Origin of the sequence: Vitiosangium sp. GDMCC 1.1324 (assembly GCF_003044305.1) — a bacterium.
Classification (GTDB): domain Bacteria; phylum Myxococcota; class Myxococcia; order Myxococcales; family Myxococcaceae; genus Archangium.
Genome location: NZ_PZOX01000036.1, coordinates 1 through 22713, shown reverse-complemented (window position 1 = coordinate 22713; position 22713 = coordinate 1). Strand labels below are relative to the sequence as shown.

19 protein-coding genes are annotated in these 22713 nt (G+C 65.9%); 7 read left to right on the top strand and 12 right to left on the bottom strand.

Translation table 11 applies throughout. From position 1 onward, the window contains the following. Positions 1-333: 333 nt before the first annotated feature. The 4 genes from DAT35_RS54420 to DAT35_RS60350 all read right to left on the bottom strand — a co-directional run bounded on the left by DAT35_RS54420 (position 334) and on the right by DAT35_RS60350 (position 3288). Positions 334-570, bottom strand: coding sequence for a hypothetical protein (locus tag DAT35_RS54420; RefSeq protein WP_108077390.1), 237 nt, complete (start codon positions 568-570; stop codon positions 334-336). 9 nt (positions 571-579) lie between these two features. Continuing rightward, positions 580-1785, bottom strand: a complete 1206-nt coding sequence (locus DAT35_RS54415; RefSeq protein ID WP_108077389.1) for a hypothetical protein — start codon at positions 1783-1785, stop codon at positions 580-582. A gap of 346 nt (positions 1786-2131) precedes the next feature. Further along, positions 2132-2794 (bottom strand): lamin tail domain-containing protein, encoded by a 663-nt coding sequence (locus DAT35_RS60355; RefSeq protein WP_233262264.1) that lies wholly within the window; start codon positions 2792-2794, stop codon positions 2132-2134. Beyond that, complete coding sequence (locus DAT35_RS60350) at positions 2689-3288, bottom strand: carboxypeptidase-like regulatory domain-containing protein (RefSeq protein ID WP_199243291.1); 600 nt, start codon at positions 3286-3288, stop codon at positions 2689-2691. The genes DAT35_RS60355 and DAT35_RS60350 overlap by 106 nt, the downstream gene beginning before the upstream one ends. Positions 3289-4063: 775 nt before the next feature. Between DAT35_RS60350 and DAT35_RS54405 the strand changes: the two genes are divergently transcribed. Beyond that, a complete protein-coding gene (locus DAT35_RS54405) occupies positions 4064-5638 on the top strand; it encodes an ELWxxDGT repeat protein (protein WP_158502327.1) in 1575 nt (524 codons plus the stop codon). A gap of 14 nt (positions 5639-5652) precedes the next feature. After that, the gene (locus tag DAT35_RS54400) at positions 5653-6069 is read left to right on the top strand and encodes a type VI immunity family protein (protein WP_233262263.1); all 417 of its coding nucleotides are present in this window, start codon (positions 5653-5655) and stop codon (positions 6067-6069) included. Between the two features lie 299 nt (positions 6070-6368). On the opposite strand, the gene DAT35_RS54395 is transcribed toward DAT35_RS54400, so the two are convergent. Further along, entirely contained in the window at positions 6369-9746 is a 3378-nt protein-coding gene (locus DAT35_RS54395) for a pentapeptide repeat-containing protein (protein ID WP_108077387.1), read from the bottom strand. 1034 nt (positions 9747-10780) lie between these two features. On the opposite strand from DAT35_RS54395, the gene DAT35_RS54385 reads away from it, so the two are divergent. Continuing rightward, positions 10781-12010 carry an AHH domain-containing protein gene (locus DAT35_RS54385; protein WP_233262262.1) on the top strand — a complete coding sequence of 410 codons (1230 nt, stop codon included), beginning with the start codon at positions 10781-10783 and terminating at the stop codon, positions 12008-12010. An 80-nt stretch (positions 12011-12090) separates the two neighbouring features. Then, positions 12091-12663, top strand: coding sequence for an imm11 family protein (locus DAT35_RS54380; RefSeq protein ID WP_369946626.1), 573 nt, complete (start codon positions 12091-12093; stop codon positions 12661-12663). An 81-nt stretch (positions 12664-12744) separates the two neighbouring features. Here DAT35_RS54380 and DAT35_RS54375 read toward each other — a convergent pair whose 3' ends face one another. The 6 genes from DAT35_RS54375 to DAT35_RS54350 all read right to left on the bottom strand — a co-directional run bounded on the left by DAT35_RS54375 (position 12745) and on the right by DAT35_RS54350 (position 18823). Continuing rightward, the gene (locus tag DAT35_RS54375; protein ID WP_108077385.1) at positions 12745-14895 is read right to left on the bottom strand and encodes a WD40 repeat domain-containing protein; all 2151 of its coding nucleotides are present in this window, start codon (positions 14893-14895) and stop codon (positions 12745-12747) included. Between the two features lie 11 nt (positions 14896-14906). Then, positions 14907-15293 carry a hypothetical protein gene (locus tag DAT35_RS54370; RefSeq protein WP_108077384.1) on the bottom strand — a complete coding sequence of 129 codons (387 nt, stop codon included), beginning with the start codon at positions 15291-15293 and terminating at the stop codon, positions 14907-14909. Positions 15294-15326: 33 nt separating this feature from the next. Next, the gene (locus DAT35_RS54365; protein WP_108077383.1) at positions 15327-16223 is read right to left on the bottom strand and encodes a DMT family transporter; all 897 of its coding nucleotides are present in this window, start codon (positions 16221-16223) and stop codon (positions 15327-15329) included. A 40-nt stretch (positions 16224-16263) separates the two neighbouring features. Beyond that, positions 16264-17043, bottom strand: coding sequence for an AraC family transcriptional regulator (locus DAT35_RS54360; protein ID WP_108077382.1), 780 nt, complete (start codon positions 17041-17043; stop codon positions 16264-16266). Between the two features lie 207 nt (positions 17044-17250). Continuing rightward, positions 17251-17484: a hypothetical protein gene (locus tag DAT35_RS54355; RefSeq protein WP_108077381.1), complete on the bottom strand. Its 234-nt coding sequence runs from the start codon at positions 17482-17484 to the stop codon at positions 17251-17253. Between the two features lie 445 nt (positions 17485-17929). Continuing rightward, on the bottom strand, positions 17930-18823 hold the full coding sequence (locus DAT35_RS54350; RefSeq protein WP_108077380.1) for a LysR family transcriptional regulator: 894 nt from the start codon (positions 18821-18823) through the stop codon (positions 17930-17932). 101 nt (positions 18824-18924) lie between these two features. Here DAT35_RS54350 and DAT35_RS54345 point away from each other — a divergent pair, with 101 nt between their 5' ends. Continuing rightward, positions 18925-19953 (top strand): SDR family oxidoreductase, encoded by a 1029-nt coding sequence (locus DAT35_RS54345; RefSeq protein ID WP_108077379.1) that lies wholly within the window; start codon positions 18925-18927, stop codon positions 19951-19953. A 99-nt stretch (positions 19954-20052) separates the two neighbouring features. Here DAT35_RS54345 and DAT35_RS54340 read toward each other — a convergent pair whose 3' ends face one another. After that, a complete protein-coding gene (locus DAT35_RS54340; protein ID WP_199243290.1) occupies positions 20053-20895 on the bottom strand; it encodes a LysR family transcriptional regulator in 843 nt (280 codons plus the stop codon). 98 nt (positions 20896-20993) lie between these two features. Here DAT35_RS54340 and DAT35_RS54335 point away from each other — a divergent pair, with 98 nt between their 5' ends. Together DAT35_RS54335 and DAT35_RS54330 are read left to right on the top strand one after the other, a co-directional pair. Next, positions 20994-21590, top strand: coding sequence for a cysteine hydrolase family protein (locus tag DAT35_RS54335; protein ID WP_108077377.1), 597 nt, complete (start codon positions 20994-20996; stop codon positions 21588-21590). Between the two features lie 457 nt (positions 21591-22047). After that, complete coding sequence (locus DAT35_RS54330; RefSeq protein WP_199243289.1) at positions 22048-22590, top strand: hypothetical protein; 543 nt, start codon at positions 22048-22050, stop codon at positions 22588-22590. Positions 22591-22713: the final 123 nt, after the last annotated feature.

Here is a 22713-nt window from a genome sequence, read left to right as displayed (position 1 = left end):
TATCGACTGGGCGTGCGGAGTGGAGCATGGAGCTCCCACTGGCTCGGTGCGTTCTGTATCGAATCGTGACAGGACCGAGACCAAGGACGCGAAATGACGGGAGATTCAGTGCTGGCGCCCACTGTCCGCGTTTCAATCACTTCCGGAGGGACAGGGGTCGTCTTCAACCCAGCCCTGGAGAGGGTGGAGCGGCCGGTGTACTTCCCGTCCTGGAAGGTGGGATTGAGGACTCGAGTCTCCGGTGGGAAGACGACCTCCTCGCCATCGAGTTCGAGCCGACGCCCCACCGCCTTGAAGAGCTCCTCCACGTCGCGGCGGACCTTCCCCATGGATTCATGATTCATCAAGGGCTCCGTCCCATCCAATGAACCCCTCGGTCCAGTGGTCCTTGTTGAGCTCGTACCGAGAGATGTGAAACCCCTCCGGGTGCTCTCGGAAGCCTGGCTGTTGGCTCAGACGGGAAACAGCCGCCTGTGCATCTGCCTCGGACACGTACACGCCAATGAGCTTGACATCCTCCTCTCCGTTTGGAGCTGCATGCACATGCTGAAGGACATACACGTGTGTCATGGGACGCCCTCATGGGTTCTCGAATGCGCGGTCTCCCCATTTCTGTATCTTGCTGAATTCACTCCCAGGTCCCTTGTCGTAGTTCCCTTCCCCATACTTCTTGTCCAACAACCTCTTGGCGAAGTCCTTGCCACTCTCATTGACCTTGGGCCGTTCACCTTTCGCCCAGCTTGGCACATCCTTGGCGCCCTCTTTCCCGCTGACGCCAGACTTGGGCGCCTTGTATTGCTCTTGTGTCTGTGGCTTCTGGTTCTCTGGCTTCGAGCCACCACTGGGCCCCTGGCCCGTCATGGCCACCGCCGTGGGAGCCAGGGTAATGGTGATGGTGCCCTCGGCGGAAACAGCCACCGCGCTCACCTGTCCTATCTCCGAAAGTGTGAGGCGCAGTTGTGAGGCCCCCAGTGCCGCCGCCTCCGAGAAGCTGGGCAGCATCGCCAGCCTTGAGGCCAGCCATGCCGAGCCCCCGGTCATGCCGTGGCTCACCACCACCGTCACCGCGAGTACGAAGACGCGGGCCACCTCCGGCCCCACCCGGTTCGCGAAGCGCTTGCTGGCGCGCTCCAACTCCTCCCAGGTCGTGGCCCGGTCGGTGGCCCACTTCAACTCCCGGCTCGCATCCACCAACTCCAGGAACGTCTCCACTCCCAGGTAGATCAACAGCGCCGCTGAAACGATCGCCGCCGCCTTGGTGAACACGGGCTCGGGGTTGGCCGCCAAGACGGCCCAGGAGATGAGTCCCGTGGCGATCACCGTGTAGAAGAGCTGGGGGGCCAGCGTCTTCTCCACCGCCTTGGAGATGCTCTCCTTGAGGGGATCGATCGACAGGCCCAGGGCTACCCCCAGTTTGTCCCACTTGCTCAATCCCATCAGGTCGTCGAGCAGCGAGAGGCAGGTTTCCTTGCGCTGGCCCGGCTCGCAGATGCCTCCGAAGCTCTTGCTCATCAGGCTCTGCCATCGGGTGCCCTCATCGTTGCTGGGGTAGGAGGCGCGCACCAGCCAGCCTTGCTGGGATGGGCGAAGCGTGAGGGGAACCTCCAGCACCAGTTGCGTCAGCGCTTCCTCGAACGCTTCCTCGTCCACCTTCACGGACTTGTTCGAGGGAGGCCGGTACTCCAGGGGCTCCCCCTGGCCCGTGTCGAGGCGCACTACACGCTGGGAGGCACACGCACTGAGCAGCGCCAACAGCACGATCGCAGCGGTCAGACGAGATGCCATGAGACGCCCTCCAGAGCGAGGAGGGTTCCAGTCTACGGGAACGTCACACCAGTGACGATGACGCTCCGGGGCCCCTCACTGCGGTTGCGCTGCCGCAAGGGGCGCGTGGTGCGGGTGAAGACGCCGGACATGCAGCGGCGGGAGCGCCACATGAGGGAGCTGCTCATCGCCGTGACGCTGCGGCTGCGCAAGGAGCAGCCGCATCTGGGGTTACCGGCCGAGCCCTCGCGCCCGGGCCCGGTGTGCCACGCCGTATCTCATGGGCGCCGGCGTGAAGTACCAATCCTGTGGCGTGTGGGCGGGAGAGTTCCGTCAGGGCAGCTCTCCGCGCCCGTTCCCGGAGTGCCTAGAAGGCGGTGCCGTTGGCGCGCTTGCCGGCCGAGGCCGTGAGCGTGGAGACGGTGTTGTGCAGCGCGAATCCCGCTCCCACGGTGGCGTCCGGGTTCCGGTTCATCGACACCCCATCCGCCGAGGCCAGCGAGCTGGTGTAGCTGAAGCTGTCGACGCTGATGCCGGCCGTGTCCTTCACGGTGACGGAGTCGCTGGTGTTGGCCAGGTTGAGCGTCCCGGTGGAGGCAGCCACGGCGTTGGACAGGCCCGAGGGAATGCTGGAGGCCCCGCCGAACACCACTACCGCCTTGCCGGGGGCGAGCACGGTGCCGGCGGCGAAGGTGTGGCGCACGGCCGTGGCGTCCGAGACCGTCCACCCGCTGATGTCGAGGGCGGAGCCGCCCACGTTCACCAGCTCGACGAACTCGCCAGAGGTGGCGGAGCCGGGCTCGTTGGCGAGGATCTCATTGATGATGAGGCGGGCGGGGGGAACCTCGCAGGTGAGGCCATCACCCGTGTAGCCCGGGTTGCAGGTGCACATGCGCGAGCCGGGGATGTTGGTGCAGGTGGCGTTCATGCTGCACCCGCCGTTGTTGAACCCGCACTCGTCGGCATCGACGATGACGTACTCCTTGCTGACGGAAGCGGAGAACGTCTGGCTCGGCAGCAGCGTCTGCACGTACCCGGAGCCGGTGGCGGGGTACAGCTGCAGGTTGGAGTAGGTGCCGGGAAGGATGCGTGGAAGCGGCCGTCAGTGCCCGAGTAGGGGTAGAGGACGCACGAGCCGTTCTGCGAAGTGGTGCCATAGCCGGACAGCTGGGCGCCGGCGACGGGCTGGCCAGCACTGTTGACGATGCGCCCGTTGAGGGTGAGGTCGGGCACGCCGAGGTTGAGCTGGGCATTGGAGCCGACGGTGTAGGAGGAGAGGAGCACCTGCGAGCAGTAGCCGTCGGAGGAGGAGAACCCGACGCCGATGTTGTAGGTGCCCGGGGTCAGGTGCAGCACGTAGGCGCCGGAGGCATCCACGGTGGCGCTCGAGGACGTGTCACTGGAGGGGGAGTAGGCCACGACGGTGACGCCAGCAGCCGCGGAGCCGTCCGAGAACTTCACCTGCCCGCTCAGGGCCGCTTGCGCCCAGGCAGAACCGGGCAGCGACAGCAGGAACACGGCCATGAGGGCCACGGAGGAGAGGGAAGTTCGTTTCGTCTGAACAGTGAGATGCGGTTTCAAGCGAGTACTCCGTGTCCTCATCAGAGGGGAAAGTCGCTCTGCGGTAGCAGAGCAGGAGGGGAATGCGGTGCATTCCCGGAGTGCGCGCTTATTCTGTTTTCCTGATATTATGGCAAGCCAACCATTTTCCAGCAGGGCGCCAATCGCTTGCTGGAACGCGCCTGGGCCGCCTACTGCTGGAAGTCGCCCCGGGCGCGGCTCTCAACGGGGGTGAACTCCGAGAGGAAGACGAGATCGACCGAGCCCACCGGGCCGTTACGCCCGGAAAGGTGTCAAAGAACTCGTTTCGACACCTCGTCTCCTACGAGTCGTCTGACACCCTTCCAGAAGGGAATGATGCACCCGCGCGCATGGTCCGGCCCGCGCGTGGAGATGTCCCCCACCCAGAGCACGCGATATGCGCACCTGGGTGGGGGATTTCATAGGCAACACCTCAGAAGACCGGAGCCATTTCAGCTCGGGAATTCGTTGTCATCACTCAAATCCCTCCGGACGTCCGTCCAGGAGGGAGGCGATCAACACCCCCTCACCCACAGAGGTAGAGACGATGCGCACGTGTTGGCCTCATCAGGCCTGGATGTTGACTGCTTTGGCGTTGTTGGGAGGCTGCACGGAGCCGACGGGCTCGGGCACCTCACCAGGCACCTCAATGGACGGGACTCCCTCTCCCCTCGCGCACCACGCGCACCGCCTGGAGACTCTGGGGGTCGAGCGGGTGATGGACATCGCACCTGGGAGCAAAGGCTCCACCCCTTCCAACCTGCTCGTGTTCAATGGTGGGGTCTATTTCTCCGCTTCGAGCGATGTCTTTTCGGGGACCGGGCTGTGGAAGAGTGACGGCACCGAAGCCGGCACGCTCCAGGTCGCGAACCATTACAACTGGACTTTTGGACCCTCGTTCCTGACGGAATTCCAGGGGGCGCTCTACTTCTCCGCCAACTCGAGTGCGGGGGTGGAACTGTGGAGGAGCGAGGGAACGGCGGCCATTCCCATGGTCGTCGCGGACATCTACCCTGGATACTTGAGCTCTTCGCCGGGGCTGCTGACGAACGTCAACGGCACACTCTTCTTCAATGCCTACAACAGTACCTCAGGCTACGAGCTGTGGAAGAGCGACGGCACCGAAGTCGGCACCGTGCTTGTCCGAGACATCCGCCCTGGCTCCCAGTCCTCCCTGCTCAGCGGCCTGACGAATGTCAGCGGAACGCTCTTCTTCCAGGCCACGGACGGCACCTCCGGCAAGGAGCTCTGGAAGAGCGACGGCACCGGAGCCGGCACCGTGCGCGTCAAGGACATCCTGCCCGGCGCGTCCTCGGCCCTCACGACATCCGCTGCCGCTGTCGTGGGCAGTACGTACTACTTCGTGGCCAATGACGGCACGTCCGGCCAGGAGTTGTGGAAGAGCGATGGCACCGAAGCCGGTACCGTCCGCGTCAAGGACATCTGGCCGGGCTCCGCAAGCTCCCAGCCCGAGAATCTGACGAACGTCAACGGAACCCTGTTCTTCACGGCAAGCAATGCAACCTACGGGCGTGAGCTGTGGAAGAGCGATGGCACCGAGTCCGGTACCGTTCCCGTCAAGGACCTCATGGCTGGCGCCGGGAGCTCCTGGCTCAGCAACCTGACGAACGTCGACGGGACGCTCTTCTTCTCGGCCGACGGCTACCAGTTGTGGAAGAGCGACGGCACCGAGTCCGGTACCGTCCTCATCAAGGGCATCGTGTCGGGATTCAACGGCACCGGCATGAGCCACTTCACCCCCATGAACGGCAGGCTCTTCTTCACCGTAGGCGACGACACCTCCGGCAACGAGCTGTGGGTGAGCGACGGCACCGAGGCCGGCACCCGGCTCGTGGGCGACATCGCTCCGGGGCCGCTCGGCTCGGACCCTCGCAACCTCACCGTCCTGGGCGACACCCTGCTCTTCGTGGCCAACGACGGACAGTCCGGTACGGAGCTTTGGCGCACGGTCACGACGCTCGACACCACCGCCCCCATCGTCTCGCTCACCCATCCCGCGCCGGGGCAGGTTCTGAGTGGGCTCGTCACGCTCGAAGCCAGCGCGGACGATGCACGGGCGGTGACGCGTGTGGAGTTCTACAACGGCTCCGCGCTGCTGGGCACGGTGACCGCCCCTCCCTGGAACCTGGCGTGGGACACCCTCCTGGTGGGCAACGGCAGCTACATGCTGAGTGCCAGGGCGTACGACGCCGCAGGCAACGTGGGGAGCTCCGTGGAGGTCGCGGTGACGGTGAACTCGGGGGAATTCTTTGACCCCCTCTCGGCTGGCTGAGCTTCGATTCCCTCTTGGGAGACCTGTTCTTCACACCCCGAATCCGCACCGAGCTTCTTCGCCACCCGGGGCTCAGTCTCCACCACGGCTCCACTCCAGACTGGATGGGCACGCGAGTGGACGGGGTACACTGGCTCAACTTCCTGGGCCATCCCGTCCTTCAGGAGCAGGGCGGCGTGTCCGCACTGCGTTCTCGCCTGCATTCACCAGAAACGACCGTGCAAGCCATCGACGAGACGCGGGCCCTCGTGACGTTGGGGACCTGGCCCGAAGCAGGCGATCTGACCCGAGGCGACGCGCTCCCCGCCTACCGCGAGTTCGGTCGCGTGCTGGAGCCCTGGCTCGACAAGCCCTTCACTCGCCCCAGGTTCCGCGTCGAGGGCTTCACCCAGGAAGAAGCCATGAAGTGGGCCCGGCGATTCATCGGCTGATGCCACGTTCGAGATGCGACCTGGGCCTTTCCCCTCGGGACTCGGAAAGATAGGTAAGCGCGAGGCCTTTACCTCTCCCTTGCAGCGCTACCGACATCGAAGGCTCGCCGTCATGACCTTCGCTGTACTCGGCCTGGACACGGCCATGGGGCTGAACCTCCCGGGCAGTTCGATACCGTGTTCGAATCCTTTGATACACTCACTGGCGCCCTCGATTCCAGGTGTGCATGTCTTCCAGCGCGTGATGCCGCGATCGGACGCCGGATTCGGAGAGGCCACTCCGCCCATGCAACTCAACGTCACTCCGTAGTGTGCGTCTGCCCCCGCTCCGTGGACGCTCCCTTGACGGCGAGGGGCTCGAAGCCTTCGGGCCAGCGCGTCCGTGAGTCGTAGCTGGCGCCTTCCAATCGGGCGCCAGTGAGTGTCGCACCCGAGAGGACGGCTCCTCCAAGCATCGCGCCTCTCAGGTCGGCTCGCGTGAGGTTGGCCTCCTCCAGATTGGCTCCCTCCAGGTTGGCCTCGACGAGCTGGGCGTCGGTGAGGTCCGCGTGTTGAAGTTGTGCTCCCTCCATGAGCGCACGGTGCAGCTGAGCCCGTTGAAAGTTGCACCAGCGCAGCCCCGCTCGCCTCAGGTTTGCATCCTGGAGTTTCGCGTCCCGCAGGTAGGAGGTGTGGAGCGAGTAGAGGCTTGCGCTCCCCTCGGGGTTTCGACCTAAGAAGCCATAGAGCATGAAAAACAAACCGACCAGGACGACCCCATAGGCGATGCTACCAACCCAGCCCGCGCGCTCGGCCCAGATCAGCAGAAGTGTCGCCAAGATGGAGAGTGCAAGCGCCGATACGCATGAGATCAGCCTACGGCCAAGTCCACCCAGAGCGTGCTTGATGGCAAGGCGGGACAGCCAGTTCTCCGTCAGGCCGAAGACCAGGAGAAGGCCGCCTGAAAAAAGCACGCTCACCAGCCAGCCGCCAAAGTCATCCGCATGCAAGGACCACCCGTCCTTCTGGGGTACTCCCAGGACGACGAAGACCAGGTGGACGGCCACCAACACCATAGCCGCCGCGCCGAACAGTGTGCTCATTGCCGCAGCCACGAGGCGTTCCCAGAAAATCCTCCATCCGTACGAGGTTCCATCCAGAGCACGCCCGCCGGACAGAAGAAGATGAGACAAGTTCTCGCCTAATACAGCGGCTCCACCCACGGGAAAGAAGAAAAGGAAGACTGCGAGGACTCGGAGTCCATCGGACTTCAGGACCGAGGCGAGCGCCAGCAGGAAAAATGGGACTGGAAGGTTCAGGAGCACGAGTTGAGTTTTCCTGCTCTTGATCATGCGCCCCACGGTTTCTCTGTACTCCTGCTGTGTCGGCCATAACCGCGGAGCGGTTCCAGAGAGCTCGGTCCCTTCGAATCGAGCACGCTCGAGATGCGCGCCATCGAGAATAACCCGTCCCAAGGCCATGTCCGAGAAATCCGCATCCTGCAGGTAGTCTCCCAACGCATGCAGATACTTGCGCACGCTCCCTTCGACTCCGAGTGCGCTACGGCGTGCAATCCCGAGCAGGATTCCATCCCATTCTTTGCGCAAGGCCGCTGGCTCATTCTGATGGCGGATGGCATAGCGGAGGAACCAAGCCTCCTGGCGCGTATCGTAGACTGCCAGCCCCGCGGAGAGGGGCAACCGCAGGCTCGGCAGGAGCCATGCCAGGGAGGTCACCTCCCAGGTTGCTTTCACACGTCCGAATCCATCACGTCCATGTGCAACGCGCAGGTAGTCACACAAGAGCCGATGGATCTTGAAGCGCTCCTCCCCTAGGGCTTCCACGAGTCCCCAATCGACCAGTTCCTGCAGGCCGTCGCGTGTTCTTGCCTTGGAGCCCCAGCCTGAAACATACGCGGCTGCCTCCAATGGAAAGGAGACCGGGGACTGTGAGGCTAGCGAGATGAGCAGTGGGCGCAGGGCTCGGCGCGGCAGGTTTTTGATGGACACCCTGAAGCAGTCGTGCAAGCGCTGCAGCATCTTTGCCGACAGTTCCGCCTTCTCATCTCCAGCACTCGCGCGCTGTAACTGTTTCAGGAGGTTTCCGGGAGTCATGTTCTGCTGGCGCGCCAGCTCGCTGATGAGCTTCACGGCCAGTGGATGATCCATGGCGTAATCGAGCAGTTCCTCGATGCCGGGGGCGGAGAGGTTCTGATGCGGCAGGCAGTGCGCGAGGTACTCGAGGCTCGCTGCCCGTGAGAAACCGCCCAGCCTGATGGGCGTAAGCCCGTACTCCGTGGCAAGGTGCTCCTGGCGAGTCGTCACCAGGATCGAGCAATGTGCTGCGATCTTGAGCATTGGCTCGAGCGTCTCCCTCGAATCGACGTTGTCCAGCACCACCAGAACCCGACCTCGTCTCCGCTGCTTCTCGAGCGAGGTCTGGATGCACCCCATGAGCTGGTTCGTGGACGTATCCCTGAAGCTCTCGAGTTCAAGCTGCCCCGCCCATTGCTCAAGGGCCCCGCGCAATGCTGCCGCCGGATTGCGGTCGACTCCTCGCTCCCCCTGGTCGCGGTTGGTCCCCAGGTCTGCCGAGAAGACGCCGCCGAGGAATTCACCCTGATGTTGATGCGCGAACTGGGTGGCCAGAGCGGTTTTCCCGATGCCTCCGAGGCCGTGCAGCCCGACGATGGATACCGCTTGCTGCGTCTCTGCCGACGCACCGAGCAGTGCCTGGCGCAGTTGTGACAGCTCGTCCTGGCGTCCGACGAAGTGGCCCTGGAATGGCGGTGCTAGTGGTGGGCCATGGCGACGCTCTCCCTGGAAGCGCTTGATGCGGCCACTCTTGACTAGGGCAAGAGCGTACGCAGCTGCAGAATGGCAGGCATAGATTGCCCAGGCGTCGTCGCGCTTGAGCCCAACGATGTCGCTGATACCTCGGATGGGCAGGAAGGGATATTCTCGCTTACCGTCCCGAGCCGCCCGTAACACACCTGCGGACTCCATCTCCACCGCGAGCGTGTTCCGGGCCATGTCGAGCCACTGCTGAACGGTTTGTGTGTCCTTGACCAGCGTGTCACTTGAGAAGAGCGGTCCGTCGACAGCAATCGGGTTCTGTCGAGCTGCCTGCTTCTCTAGACTCTCCTGGACTTTATTCTGCCAGCCCGGATCGCCGTAGATAGCCCCTGGTGTGCTCCAAACGACCGGTGGTCGAGACACTCGAATCGCTTCAGACGTGTTCCAGCCACGGAAGTCTTGCTCCATGGTGCTCCGGCCTGTGACGACCTCCGTGACCTCTTTGCTGAGCGGGCCCCCCGAGATGGCGTACTGCATGCGTGCGTTCTCGTAGACGGCATGGACCGTCAGGTCATTGATGTGAGTGGCGAGCACGACGTCGCCCAGTGTGTATTTGGAGTCCGGAATGCCGCCTGCGATTCCGACGAGCAGGATCCAATGGGGATCGAGCTCATCGATCATCTGTTGCGCGAGGGCCTGTGCCGCGAGGTTTCCCTGCTTGTTGGCGCGAGCAATCGCGACCAACGCCGAGCCGCCTCGGACGGGTACCCGGCGGAACTCGTAGACAAGGCTGGGGCTTTCGATGGTTTCACCCTGAAAGCAGGCACGGACAGCCTCGAGTTCATCCTTCAGGATGGTGATGATTGCGAAGTCGACCTTGCCCTTCACTTCGTGAAGTTGCATCAGGTTCTTGCTCCAAGCGGCTTACGACTGGCGCGTGGATGCTAACCCGCAGAAGTCGAGGCGGAGAATGCAAGAGCGCTGTCATGTCCGGTGGATGACGTGGCGACGCAGCGCATTGCGTGCCCTCAGTACGTTCATGCATGGGGCATGAGTCGGAAGGTGTCAAAGGGCTCGTACCCGGCACATTGACCCCTACGAATCGTCTGACTGGAGTGCATCTGTGAGCGAGGGAGTCCCCAAGCCACTCACTGCCCGACCGATTGGAGTGTCGGCGGGGGCTGCATCGAGATTGAGCATGTGAGGCACCCAGCAGCCGCCGTTGATCTCCACCTCGACCCGGGGCTTGCAGGGAGGGCGCTTCTGTCCATGGTACGGCTTGCTCGGTAAGAGGCGGGAGAGGACAGGGAGCCCTCCGTCCGTGGCACTCAGGAGCGACAATTCCGTAAGGGGTCCCCAGGTGTCCGTCGGCACCTCATGACTCTGGGGCGTGGGCTCGGTCACCACCAGGAAGTCCCGGCTACTCGGCGGTTGGGACATGAGGGCCAAGCGCACGAAGGCGAAGACCAGGGCGCACACCGCGGCGCTCCCCACCAGCACCAGCCCCAGGGGTCGCCGTGACCGGGGCTCGGGGTTTGCTCCACCTCCATGGCGTCGTAGCCAGGCGAGGCCGGCGTGCTCCTCGCTGGCCTCACCTCCCATGGGAGGCCCGCGGCTCTTGTTCGCATGGAGCCGAGCCCCTACTCCAGGAGGTGCTCGGTGCATCCGGGGAGTCCTACCACGCAACGCAGGTGCACTCTCGGCTCGCCCTACACCACCTATCGCGTCAGGCGGTGCTCGCCATCCTGGGGATGAGAAAGTGGCCAACGAGTCCTTTGACACCTTCCCAGCATGGGCCGCGCATCGTGTTCCTTCCCTCCTGCGGACTCTCTGCCATGGAGGGGGGCGTCGAGCATCTCTGCAGGGGCGCAATCGGCACTGTTTCCCGGGTGCGATAAGCTGGCCGTGTGCAATTCCACCCGCCCGCGGTAGGCGACATGAAGAAGACGCTCTGGTTGCCGCGCTTGGTTACTGTCCTGTGCCTCATCCTGCTCTCCTCGTGCGGTACGCCCCGAGCCGCACTCGACGAGGAGGTGCGCCCTCGGCCGGAGCCGAAGACGGTGGGGGTAAGCGAGTTGCCAGGAGGCGCGCTGAGGCTCACCTTCGAGCCGGTGGCACCCGACCCGACCCTGGAGCTACTGCGGGTGGAGGAGGCGCGGGCGCTGCTCGTGGCCTTCCTTGAGAGCCTTCCGCGAGAGGAGGGGCGCCGCTTCCGGGTCGTGAGGACGTCGACGGGAGCGGAGCCCGAGGAGTGGGAGCAACGGTTGAGGGAGGAGTTCGTGGCCCGCTACGGCGAGCCCGACGTGCCGCTGCCCGGGTCACTGGAGACGAGCCCGGTCTTCCTGGCGCTGAAACTGTCCCCCCGCTACATGGGGGCGGGAGTCCGGGACGCGGCCCGGGAGATGTTCCGCTCGCCGGTGTTCCTGACGAGCGTGGCCCTGTCGGTGCTGGTGTATTTCTCGGCGTGGCTGTTGCCGGAGCCAATCTTCAGCAAGGCATTCGTGACGGCGTTGACGTTGAGGCTGGCATTGGTGGTGGGGGTGCTGGAACTCAATCAGTTCGCGCGGGCGTGCGCGAGGCTGTACCAGGAGGCGCGGGCGGCGAGGACGGTGGAGGAGTTGGAGTCGGTGGCGGAGCGCTTCGGCAGGGCGGTGGGAGGGGCGGGGCTGCGGGTGCTGGTGATGGTGGCCAGCATGGGAGTGGCGAAGGGGCTGCCGCAGGTGCCCAAGGGAGGGCTCGGGGCGTTACTGGGAGGACCCCGGTTCGCATTGCCCGAAGGGTTATCGATGAGCGGCGCGACGACGGTGCAGATGGCGACCGACGGTACAGTCATCGTGACAGGAGTGGCGGCGGGCACGGCTGCTTCCGCGGTGGGCAGTGCCTGTGCCGACGGCTCCGAGAGCAAGGCGGGTCACCAGTGGCACCACCTGGCCACCAACAAGAACGACACCTCGACGGTTGCCGGTGGACCCTGGACGCCCCTGTTCGAGAAACTCTTTGCGAAGGCGGGGATGAGCCTGGACGCGGCGGAGAACCTCGTCTACCTCAAGGGGCACAAAGGTCCTCACCCTGAGGAGTACCATTCAGAGGTCTATCAGCGAATCGAGTCTGTACTCAGGACTGTCAGACCGTTTCACAATGCAGAAGCAAGCTATTGCGGACATTGAAGAAGCTGGCGGATGAGGTGTGCACTCCTGGGTCCTCTCTGCATCAGTTGCTAACGAAGACCTCGGAGTAAGTAGTGAGGATGATGCGCATGGCTCGATATTTCGAGTTGATGGACGACAGGCGACCCCAGCCACGCTGGCATCTGGGATGCCCTGTTGATGAGCAAGAACAGGAAATCGATCCCTGGCAATTCAAGAAGGGCAAAGTGCTCGAAATGGGCTGCACCCCGCGATTTCCGCTCGATGTCCCCGGACACCCGCTGGACTATTGCTGGGCCGCCTTCTCCATTCCCGTAGTCCATGGGCGAGTCGTCCACCTTTTCGAACGGCTCGGTGTCCGGGATGTGCAGTTCATTCCCGTCCAGGTCGAGGGGTATCAAGGGCCCTACTTCATCCTCAACGCGCTGCGCATCGTCCGGTGTATCGACGATGCCAGGAGCAGACGGGTAGAGCATTGGGAGCCAGAGGACGAGCAGCCGGAGAAGATGGGAGAGTATCGAGTCGTCTCTGGCATGCGCGTCGATCCCTCGAAGGTGGGCGATGCCCGCATCTTCCGCCCGTGGGGGTGGACAGTGGCTCTCGTCATCTCCGAGGACATCAAGCAGGCCATGGAGCAGGAGGGCGTCACCGGCACTCGGTTCGTCGAAGTGTGAGGAGAGGGGATGGCGGGGCATCAGGCACCTCGCTCCGTCTCCTGCCTTGCGGCGGAGCCGTTTCTCGCAGCGGAGACAAGCTTAGGGCCCCCGCAGCGGGACCGCCGGCCCCATCCAGAGGATGGAGTCGAACGGACGGATGCGGTCCGTCACCCGGTGCCCGGGCGCCTCGGCATGAAGGAGCATTCCGTCCGCGGTGACCTCGAGCAGCGTCGCGGTGTAGTACCTCAGCCAGCCGTCGTACGCGCAGACGAGCATCACCCGCCCCACGTAGGGCGCGAGGTTGTCGCGGCAGAGGGTGGGCCCTCTCGTGAACACGGGGTCTGCGCGGTAGTGCCAGGCAGGGAGCGTGGGGACCTGGTACCGCTCCAGGGGCCCCCACTCCGCGCGACGAGCCTTCGCCTGCTTCTCCGTCTCACCCTCGGGCACGTGGATGAGGTGCTCAGCGAACGGGGCCGCCTCCACGGGAGCGCCAGCGACGGAATGGGGTGCCCACTCCTCCAGCCGCGTGTGCCGGGTCCCCACCACCCAGCGCCAGGGCCAGGCATGGCGCCCCTCCACCGCGAACATCAACCGCGGCGCGAGCTGCTCCCGCACCTCCTGCGGACAGACCACCGTGCCGTCTGGAAACACGCGGGTGAAGGCCCACCCCTGTTTCGTGGGAAGGCCCTGCGCGCGGCCCTCCGGGCAGGGGTTCCATGCTTCAGGCGGAGGTGCACGGCCCGGCTCCCTGGCGAACGAATGGTGCGCACGCAGGTGTCCGTCCGACACGTCCCAGAACGCGACCTCCTCGTCCCCCAGCCCCACGAGCGTGTCGTCCGCGCCCCATACCAGGCCCACGACGCGGCCGACGTTCTCGATGCGCCGAAGCAGCCTGGGTGCGGCACCCAGTTCCCACACCATGATTTGCCGCTCATCCACCAGACACGCCCCCCTGGAGCCGTCGGGCGACCAGGCCCAGCCCTGGAGGTCGGGGTGTCGCGTTCCGGCAAACCAGGGGGACTCCATCTTCAGGTGGAACCGGAGCCGGCCCTCGTCGAAGACGAAGACCGCGGGGTGCTCATGGTCGAGGGGCGGCAGGAGTGGGTCGTCGTCGTCGGGGTGGCTCCCCCAGTTGCTGACCACGGCCAGCCGCCGGCCATCCTGGGACCAGACGAGCGCTTCGACCTCGGTTTCACACGGACCGAGCTGCTCGCTGAGCTCCGCCACCGTCCGACCGGTGCGCCCGTCGGCGAGCACGAGCCGCTTGCGCCCATGGGCCAGGAGCGCACCATCCGGCGAGAAGGCCAGGGGGAACGTCACGTCCTCGGAGGCGAACTGGAGGTTGCCGCTCTGGACATCGGTGACGGAGACGAAGTCGTAAGAGTCGTCCCGGACCGAGTCCCGCTCCCACCAGTCGCACGAGTCCTTGCAATGACCGAAGACCCGTGAGCCATCGAGGCTCCAGCGGACCCACGTGAGGGGGTAGGACTTCGAGTGCTCGCCCCCGAACCGGGCCGGGCACCAGCGAACCCCTTCACTGTCCTCGTGGACGGCCTCCCCGTCCTTGAAGGGAACGATGCACCCGCGCGCATGGTCCGGCCCGCGCGTGGAGATGAACAGGGCCTTCTCATCGGGAGACCAGCACCATGCGGGCTGGTGGCCCTTGTTGACCACGTGCTCCGGATTGATGACGCTCCACGGAGGTGGAGAACCCCAACGCCGCGTGACGTCGACGGTGAACGAAGGCCGGGTGCCCGCGAAGGCCCGCATCACGCCGACGATGGCGTCATCGAAGGTGACCCCGAGCCACGCTCCCGAAGGCGACCACTGGAGGGTGGAGCTTTCCCCCCAGCCACCGACGTTCCCCTCGAACGCGACCGCGTCGACCACACAGCCCGTCGCCAGCTCCCAGATGCGCAGGACGCAAGCCCATCCATCCCGGGACGACTCGTCGCGTTGGCTCGCGATGGCCAGATGACGGCCGCAGGGGCTGAGCGCGAAGGCGCGCAGCGGGCCCGCGTAGCGCGGGGTCTCCACGAGCCGTGCACCCGCCCCCAGGATCTTCTCGGAGACCCGCCGGTGGAGCTCCGTGACGCCCCGTTCTCGCTCGAGCCGGAGCAGCCGCTCGCGCAGCGGCGGAAGATCCCTGCCAGCCACGAAGCTTCCGAAGTCGGCCTGCTCCACCAGCAGCGCCAGCTCCTCGTCGGAACAGTAGACCAGGAGAGAGCGGTTCGCGAAATGCCCAGGCATGCGTGACGACGTCACTCTCGAATGAACTCGATAGCGGCCCGGGTGAACGCACGAACCTTCTCTTCGGGGCCCTGAGCGACGAGCACCAGGCGAAGGGTGAAGGGGTCTTCCAGGTTGCTACGCAGGCTGTGCTCGACGCCGAGCTTGCTTGCAAACTGATTGAAGGCGAGGTGCATTGGATCAGTCCTCGCGGCGACCACTTGCGGCGTGGGGCTGTTCGGGATCGTGAACGACAGCTCGATGCGCAGCTCACCGCTCGAACCTTCGACGGGAGCCTCGGTGAGCGACGCGTTCGCGAGGGGAGCGAGCGGCAACGGCTCCGTCGAGCTCTTCGAGAGCGCCTTCTCCAGGGTGTGATTTGCAACGTCACGGATGCGGTTGGGGTCGATCTGGCCCATGATGTCGCTCGTGCCTCCTGACGGGTTCTCGCATCAGCTTGCCTCGAAATCCGCCACGTGAACATCCGGATTTCCTGGTGCGGCGCGCTTGCTCAGGCGCGCTGAGATCAGCGTGGCCAGCAGGATCAACACGCCGCCGAAGAGCATGCGCAGGTTGGGCTGCTCGTTGAACAGCCACCATGCGAAGGCAATCCCGTAGACCGGCTCCAGGGCGAACACCACCGAGGCGCTGCGCGCGTTGAGCACACGCAGGCTGGCGACGAACAGGCTGTGCGCCAAGGCCGTGCAGAGCAGGCCGAGCAGGGCAATCCACAGCCAGTCCAGCGGGCGAACCTCGGGCAGCGCCACCCAGGCCAGCGGCAGGCTGGCGAGCACGATGGCCAGGTTCTGCCAGAGCGCCGCCTGGGCCGGTTTGACCCCGACGGTGGTGGCCCGGTTGGACACCGAGACCATGGCGAACAGCAGGCCGGAGAACACCGCCCAGGCCAGCCCCAGGGTGGCGTCGCTGCCCAGGTCGAATTGCGGGGTGACCAGCACCAGGCCGACGCTGACCAGGGCCACCACGCCCCATTCGGCCACGCGCACCCGTTCGCGGAACATCAGGCCCTCGAGCAGCACGGTGAAGGCCGGGAAGCTGGCGAAGCCCAGGGTGGCCACGGCCACGCCGGACACCTTCACCGCGATGAAGAAGGCCCACCAATGGCCGCCCAGCAGCAGGCCAGCGCCGGCGAGGGCCAGGCGACGCTGCCAGCCCAGCGGCGCCGCCGGTTCGCCGAAGCGGGTCAGTGAAGCCAGGACGACGACGGCGAACAGGGCGCGGCCGAAGACGATCACCAGCGGCGCGGCCAGCGCCAGCTTGCCGAAGATGCCGGACAGGCCGAAGAACAGGGCGCCCAGGTGCAGGGCGAGGAGAGCGGTGCGATGCTGCATGGGTCAGCCTGGGCGCAAACCGACGTCGCGGTCTGTCGCGCTACTCGCGGCCTTTGTCGCGCGCCTCGCGCGCCTTGGCGCGCAGCTGACGAGGGGTGACGCCCAATTCACGGGCCAGCGCCGCGGTAAAGGCGCTCTGCGAGCTGTAGCCGACCCGCGCGGCCACCTCGCCGACCGGCAGGCGGCTGCCGAGCAGCAGTTCGCGGCCCAGACGCAGGCGACGCAGGCGCACGTGGTCCATCGGCGTGCGCCCGGTCTCGGCGAAAAAGCGGGCGTGGAAGCGGGCGCTGGACAGGCCGCACAGGCGCGCCAGGTCCGCCACCTGCAGCGGGTGGGCGCAGTGCCGGTCGATATGCGCGTCGATGGCCGCTAGTGGCAGGCCCTCGGGCGGCGCGGCGGCGGGTGCACCGCCGCTGAGGCTGGCCAGCAGCAGGGCCGCGCCCTGCTGGGCGATCACCTCGTCGTCGAGCCGGCTGGCCGCAAGCCAGCTGATCAGCTGCCCCTGGACCAGACTGAGCTCGACACGCCCAGGGGTCTCCAGCAACCGACGGCTGGCGTCGAGGTGGTGGCCCAGGCGCTGTTGCAGCCAGTCGTCCTGCGGCGGCACGTCGAGCACCAGGCAGCGGCTCCCCAGTGTGCTGGCGCAGGCGTGGTGGGTCTCGGGCGGCACCACCGCCAGGCTCAGACTGGACATCTGGAAACCGTGCCCGGCCACCTCGAAGTCCAGCCAGCCGGTCAGGCCGAACACCAGTTGGGCATGCTCGTGGCTGTGGGCGATCTGTTCGTGGTGGTAGTGGCGCAGGGTGAGCAGCTGGGACATGGCGGGAGTATAAGTCTCGTGGTTGAAACCCACGGCAGCGCGCCCGCCTGGCCGAGAGGGTGCTCTACACCCGCGTCAACTCGCCGGACTCCGGTGCGGAGCCTCGCCCGCTGGCTCACGCAGAGGGGGTAGACGCGGCAGGAGTTCGGAGGTTTTCATGGGAGCGACCGAGCCGGCGCGCATAGGCACCGGCCGGCGCAGGACGACTCAGTGCAGGCATTCACCGCACGAGCCGGACAACTTGGTATTGGCGACGAAGGAATCGTAGTCCGCCTTCGAGGAGACAACCGCTGAGCCGAAGTCAGCGTAGACCGCCCAGGTGGAGGGGGTCGCCACGGCGTCCTTGAAGGTTCCGCGATAGTAGTCCACCCCATTGTTGTTCTTGAAGAAGCTCCACCCGTAATTGCTATTCCATGGACGGCAGCTCGCATGGGTAGCCATGTAGCTCGCCGTGGGAGCACCTCCACGCCCCTTCCACAGGTAGCACGCATTCGTGGGCGTCTGAGACGTCGGTGCCGTTGCAGGTTGCGCGGCGGGCGGCGTCTGCGCTCCAGCGCCAGTCATCAGCAGACAGCTACCCAGCGAAAAGAAAGCCAAGAATTTACGCATTGTTTTCAGCTCATCTCCGGTAGGGGACCCTTGCCTCGTGGGCCTGAATCAATACTGCGAGCTTCCCTTATCCATTTCAAGCCTAAAACACACAATTGCGCGCGCCAGGCCCCGTCAGCGCGCTGACGCGTCAATGACATGTCAATGACACGTCAGAAGGTTCGATTTTGTCTCAAACCCGCGAGGAGACTTCAAACGCAACACGGTTCCTATCGCCTCCTCACCCCGTCGAAGACAAGGACGAGGGTGAACGGCAAGGGGCTGCGGAGCGGGTCGTTCAACGCTCCACGTGCCCCTTCAGGCCCGCGGCGAGCGCATCGAAGACGGCGCGGCAGCGAGGGATCGACCGCAGGTCCTCGTGCATCGCCAGCCACGTCCCGAGCTTCAGCTCGAAGGTGGCCGGAAGCACGCGGACGAGGTCTCGGTCCCGGCGAGCCACCGCGACCTGGCAGATGCCAATCCCGAAACCGGCCCGGATCGCCGCCAACTGGGCGAGGTCATTGTCGGTCCGCAACGCGAAGCGGCTCGTGTCGAACTTCGGGACCCGCTTCATCATGCCGCGGATCGCCTCCGTCTCCCGGTCGAAGCCAATCACGCTGTGAGTGGCGAGGTCCTCGATGCGTTTCGGCGTGCCGTGCCGCTCGAGGTAGCGCCGATGGGCGTGCAGCCCGAGTGAGATCGTCCCGAGGCGCTTCACCACCAGGGCCTCCTGGCTCGGCTCCACCATCCGGACGGCGATATCGGCATCGCGCCGGAGCAGATCCTCGACGGCGTTCGAGACCACGAGCTCGATGACGAGCTCCGGGTACCGCTCGCGCAGGGCCGACAGGATGGGGGGCAGGACCTCGACGCCCACGACCTGGCTGGCGCTCACCCGGACAGAGCCCTTCACGGCGCCGCCCTGGCCCGAGGCGGCCCGCAGCAGGGACGCCGCCGTCGAGGCCAGCGCCTCGGCATGGGGCCGCAGCTCCAGCGCGGCCTCCGTGGCGATGAGGCCCCGCTGCGAGCGGGTGAAGAGCTGGAGACCGATTGCCTGCTCGAGCGCTTCGATGTGCCGCCCGACGGTCGGCTGCGTGAGCCCCAGCGCGCGCGCGGCGCCGGACAACGAGCCTTCTCGAAGAACGGACAGGAAGGTGCGGTAGAGGTCCCAGCTCGGCTCGGTGTGGTTCATACATTTTCGTATAGCAACCCCACGAGCTCATGCAATGGCATGGAGCCGCCTCAGAGGTCATGTTTCCCGCGTCGACGTCACTCACGAACGGGAGATCGCACATGAACCAGAATCGGAATGCACTCGTCCTCGGAGCCACGGGCGGTATCGGTGGGGAGGTCGCACGGCGGCTGAAGGCGCGCGGTTGGACGGTCCGAGCGCTGCACCGTGATGCCGCCAGGGTGGAGGCCGGCAATCGCAAGCAGAACGGCTTCACCTGGCTCCAGGGGGACGCCCTGCGCGCCGAGGACGTCGTGGCCGCGGCTCGGGGCGTGTCCCTCATCGTCCACGCCGTGAATCCACCCGGCTACCGCAACTGGGGCGAGCTGGTGTTGCCCATGCTCGACAGCACGCTCGCGGCGGCACGGGCGAGTGGCGCCCGCATCCTCCTGCCAGGGACCGTCTACAACTACGGGCCCGACGCATTCCCGGAGGTGGACGAGACCTCCCCCCAGAGTCCCGTCACCCGCAAGGGCGCCATCCGGGTCGAGCTGGAGCGCCGCCTGCGCTCGGCCGCCGAGCGCGGTGAGGCGCGCGTGCTGATCGTCCGCGCCGGTGACTTTTTCGGGCCCCACGCGGGCAACAACTGGTTCTCGCAGGGCCTGGTCAAGCCGGGCCAGCCCATCACCGCAATCCAGAACCCGGGCCAGCGGGGCATCGGCCATCAGTGGGCCTACCTCCCGGACGTCGCCGAAACGATGGTCCAACTGGCGGAGCGAGAGGAGGCGCTCGAGGCCTTCTCCACGTTCCACATGGAGGGCCACTGGGACGCGGACGGAACCCGGATGATCGCCGCCATCCGCCAGGCCATCGGCCGTCCGGACCTGAAGGCCCGCGCCTTCCCCTGGTGGCTGCTGGGCCTGGCATCGCCCTTCGTGCCGCTGTTCCGGGAGCTGAAGGAGATGCGCTACCTGTGGAGGGCGCCGGTCCACATGAACAACGCGCGCCTCCTGGCCGTGCTCGGCACCGAGCCCCATACGCCGCTCGACGAGGCCGTCCGGACCACACTGGTGGGCCTGGGCTGCCTGGCGGGTAGCGGCTCACCCCGTCCCACGCCACGGGACGCGGACACCGCCCTCACGGGCGCGTGAGGACCTCGCGCAGGAACCGCTGCGTTGGGATTGCCCACTGCATGTCCGGCAACTGCCCATCGACCACTTCGCGTTCGACTGAGCAGGGGGCTCGTCGCTCTACTCCAGACGCGCCCTTTCCGCCTCGAACGCCGCGACCACGTGGTCGACCAGGGCGCGCACGCGGGGCACGTCCTTGAGGTCGCGGTGGACGACCAGCCACGCCTCGCGCACCGGCGGTGGGGCGGGCGGCGGTAGGGCGGTGAGGCCGCCCTCCTCCTCGGCGAACCAGCGCGGCAGGACGGCCTTGCCAAAGCCAGCGCGTACGGCGGCGAACTGCGCCGCCAGCCCGTTGGTGCGCAGGGCGATGCGCCCGCCGGCCGCAATCCGGGCCAGCCACTGCGCCTCCGGCAGGTAGGCGAGGGAATCATCATAGCCGACCCAGGCATCGGCATCGCCGTCGAGCGCCACATAGACGCCATAGGCCATGGTGGCGAGGCGGCGGGTGATCAGCTCCCCTGCCTGCGGGCGGGCGAGGCGCACGGCCACGTCGGCCTCGCGCCTGGCGAGGCTCAGCGAGCGCGAGTCGATCAACACCTCCAGGTCGATGCCGGGGTAGCGCCGACGGAACGGCACCAGCCGAGGGATCAGGAACCGCTCGGCCACCGATTCCGTGGTGGTCAGCCGCACCGTGCCGGTGAGCCCGGCGTCACGGCCGGCGCGCCGCAGGATGGCGAGTGCGCGCTCGTCCATGCCCTGCGCCAGCTCCAGCACCGCCGCCCCTTCCGCGGTCAGCGCGTAGCCGTCGACGCGGCGGTCGAACAGCGCCTGGCCTAGCGCCTCTTCCAGCGCGGCGACGCGGCGCCCAACGGTGGCGTGGCTGACCCGCAGCGCCCGCGCCGCCGCCGACAGGCTGCCCGCCCGCGCCAGCGCCACGAAGACGCGCAGGTCTTCCCAGTCCAACCCGCCTGATTGTTCTTGAACAGCCATTGCGCGATTTTAGCGAAGGGCTGAACGGTTTTGAACGGGATACGAAAGAGCACCCCATTTCGGAGGACCCTATGACTACCCCCCGCACGCTATTCGCCATGGCCGGCGCCCCGGCCCACCCCAGCCCGCTCGACCGCGCGGCACTGGTGCTGATCGACATCCAGGCGGAGTACACGGCCGGCGCCCTGCCGCTGGCCGGCGTCGACGCCGCAGTGGCGGAGGCCGCCCGCCTGCTAGACCTTGCCCGCCGCCGCGGCGTGCCGGTGGTCCACGTGGCGCACCACGGCACGCCCGGCGGCCTGTTCGACCCGGAGGGGCCGGGCAGCGCCTTCGTCCCCGCCGTCGCCCCCATCGATGGCGAGGTGGTGGTGACCAAGGCTCTGCCCAACTCCTTCGCTGGTACCAACCTGCATGACCGGCTGAAGGCCATCGGCCGGCCGGAGCTGATCATCGCCGGCTTCATGACGCACATGTGCGTGTCGGCCACGGCGCGCGCCGCGCTCGACCTCGGCTACCGCAGCACCGTGGTGGCCGCCGCCACGGCGACCCGCGACCTGCCCGACCCGCTGGGCGGCGTCATCACCGCCGCCGAGCTTCAGCGCTCGGAGTTGGCCGCCCTGGGCGACCGTATCGCGGTGGTGGTGGGCAATCACCGGGCGTGGGTGTGACATCGTCCTGCCCAGGCCTGCCTCCCTCAACACAGGCCAGGCGCGTCCTCGAGCAGGCACCGCCGTCGGACGGCTCCAGACTCTCTGCTCCAACCCGCTTCCCTTCACATTGCCCCAATTCCTCTATGCACCGCTGCACGTAACAATGCCCTGTCTCTGCGTGTCAGCCCCTTGCCTGACAGAGCCAGTTCCCAGCGAGAGCTGAAGCACGCCCCAGAGCGAAGTGAGCGCCAGCGGCCCCATGATGGACTCCAAATGACCGAACTCATTAGGGGTTCGAGTTCAAGAAGGAATGGGTGCCTCAGACGAGGACTCGCGCGGTGCTGGAGTGGCATTTCACTTGCTGTGTCCCGACCACGTGGGTGCACAGAAGGAAGTCAATCAATCCAATGACCCACCTTGTGCTCGCGACTGGGCACGAGTCCCGCGAAGATTGATGGCATCAAGGAATGTAAAGATGGAAAGCACGCTTCGACCGCTCAGAACCTACGCCTGTGCGCTGGCGCTGGTCACGACCTTCGCATCATGTACGAAGACCGTGGCCCCCGGCACCACTCCATCAAACCCCGCGGCTCAAAAAACGCCGTTTCCGGGTGGAGCACCCATCACGCCGTCAGATTTGACCGCGACCCCCGCTGCGCTACCCCTCGAGCCACCACCTTACGACCCCAGCATCAGTCGCGAGGAATATGCCCGCTTTGCCTGGCGGCAGTTCATCCATTTGAATTCCCCCGCCAAGCCGACAGGCGATACTGTTCTTGCCCCGGGGGCGATTCCGGTGGTTCGGGGAGTCGTCGATCCGAACCGCAACTTTGCCGCATCCGGCGATCCATCCTTCTTCCAGAACGGCACCAAAGTCCACGCGTTGGGCAGCAACCAGTTGGTCTGGGAAACCTTTGCGCACCGCTCCGAGTTGTTCCCCGCGGACCATCCTCCCCGAGGTGCGTTGTCCGAACTGCCTCCTCGGTACGCCTTCGCGAATGTCGTGGTCGACCCCTGAGGCATCCCCTCATATAGCAAGCAGGCGAGGAAGCGCGTATCTGGCCATGTGGTTTGAGCAGTAGGGGCATGGATGTTACCGGAGAAGTGGGTACTCAAGCCATCAACGAACAGCAGGTGCATG

What these genes read in the sequence shown, in the direction of transcription:
- DAT35_RS54420 (WP_108077390.1), bottom strand. Translation starts at nt 570, where the DNA reads ATGACACACGTGTATGTCCTTCAGCATGTGCATGCAGCTCCAAACGGA.
- DAT35_RS54335 (WP_108077377.1), top strand. Translation starts at nt 20,994, where the DNA reads ATGACTACCCCCCGCACGCTATTCGCCATGGCCGGCGCCCCGGCCCAC.
- DAT35_RS54380 (WP_369946626.1), top strand. Translation starts at nt 12,091, where the DNA reads ATGATGCGCATGGCTCGATATTTCGAGTTGATGGACGACAGGCGACCC.
- DAT35_RS54355 (WP_108077381.1), bottom strand. Translation starts at nt 17,484, where the DNA reads ATGGCTACCCATGCGAGCTGCCGTCCATGGAATAGCAATTACGGGTGG.
- DAT35_RS54385 (WP_233262262.1), top strand. Translation starts at nt 10,781, where the DNA reads ATGAAGAAGACGCTCTGGTTGCCGCGCTTGGTTACTGTCCTGTGCCTC.
- DAT35_RS54350 (WP_108077380.1), bottom strand. Translation starts at nt 18,823, where the DNA reads ATGAACCACACCGAGCCGAGCTGGGACCTCTACCGCACCTTCCTGTCC.
- DAT35_RS54365 (WP_108077383.1), bottom strand. Translation starts at nt 16,223, where the DNA reads ATGCAGCATCGCACCGCTCTCCTCGCCCTGCACCTGGGCGCCCTGTTC.
- DAT35_RS54375 (WP_108077385.1), bottom strand. Translation starts at nt 14,895, where the DNA reads ATGCCTGGGCATTTCGCGAACCGCTCTCTCCTGGTCTACTGTTCCGAC.
- DAT35_RS54405 (WP_158502327.1), top strand. Translation starts at nt 4,064, where the DNA reads ATGGACATCGCACCTGGGAGCAAAGGCTCCACCCCTTCCAACCTGCTC.
- DAT35_RS60350 (WP_199243291.1), bottom strand. Translation starts at nt 3,288, where the DNA reads ATGGCCGTGTTCCTGCTGTCGCTGCCCGGTTCTGCCTGGGCGCAAGCG.
- DAT35_RS54330 (WP_199243289.1), top strand. Translation starts at nt 22,048, where the DNA reads ATGGAAAGCACGCTTCGACCGCTCAGAACCTACGCCTGTGCGCTGGCG.
- DAT35_RS54360 (WP_108077382.1), bottom strand. Translation starts at nt 17,043, where the DNA reads ATGTCCCAGCTGCTCACCCTGCGCCACTACCACCACGAACAGATCGCC.
- DAT35_RS54395 (WP_108077387.1), bottom strand. Translation starts at nt 9,746, where the DNA reads ATGCAACTTCACGAAGTGAAGGGCAAGGTCGACTTCGCAATCATCACC.
- DAT35_RS54415 (WP_108077389.1), bottom strand. Translation starts at nt 1,785, where the DNA reads ATGGCATCTCGTCTGACCGCTGCGATCGTGCTGTTGGCGCTGCTCAGT.
- DAT35_RS54370 (WP_108077384.1), bottom strand. Translation starts at nt 15,293, where the DNA reads ATGGGCCAGATCGACCCCAACCGCATCCGTGACGTTGCAAATCACACC.
- DAT35_RS54345 (WP_108077379.1), top strand. Translation starts at nt 18,925, where the DNA reads ATGAACCAGAATCGGAATGCACTCGTCCTCGGAGCCACGGGCGGTATC.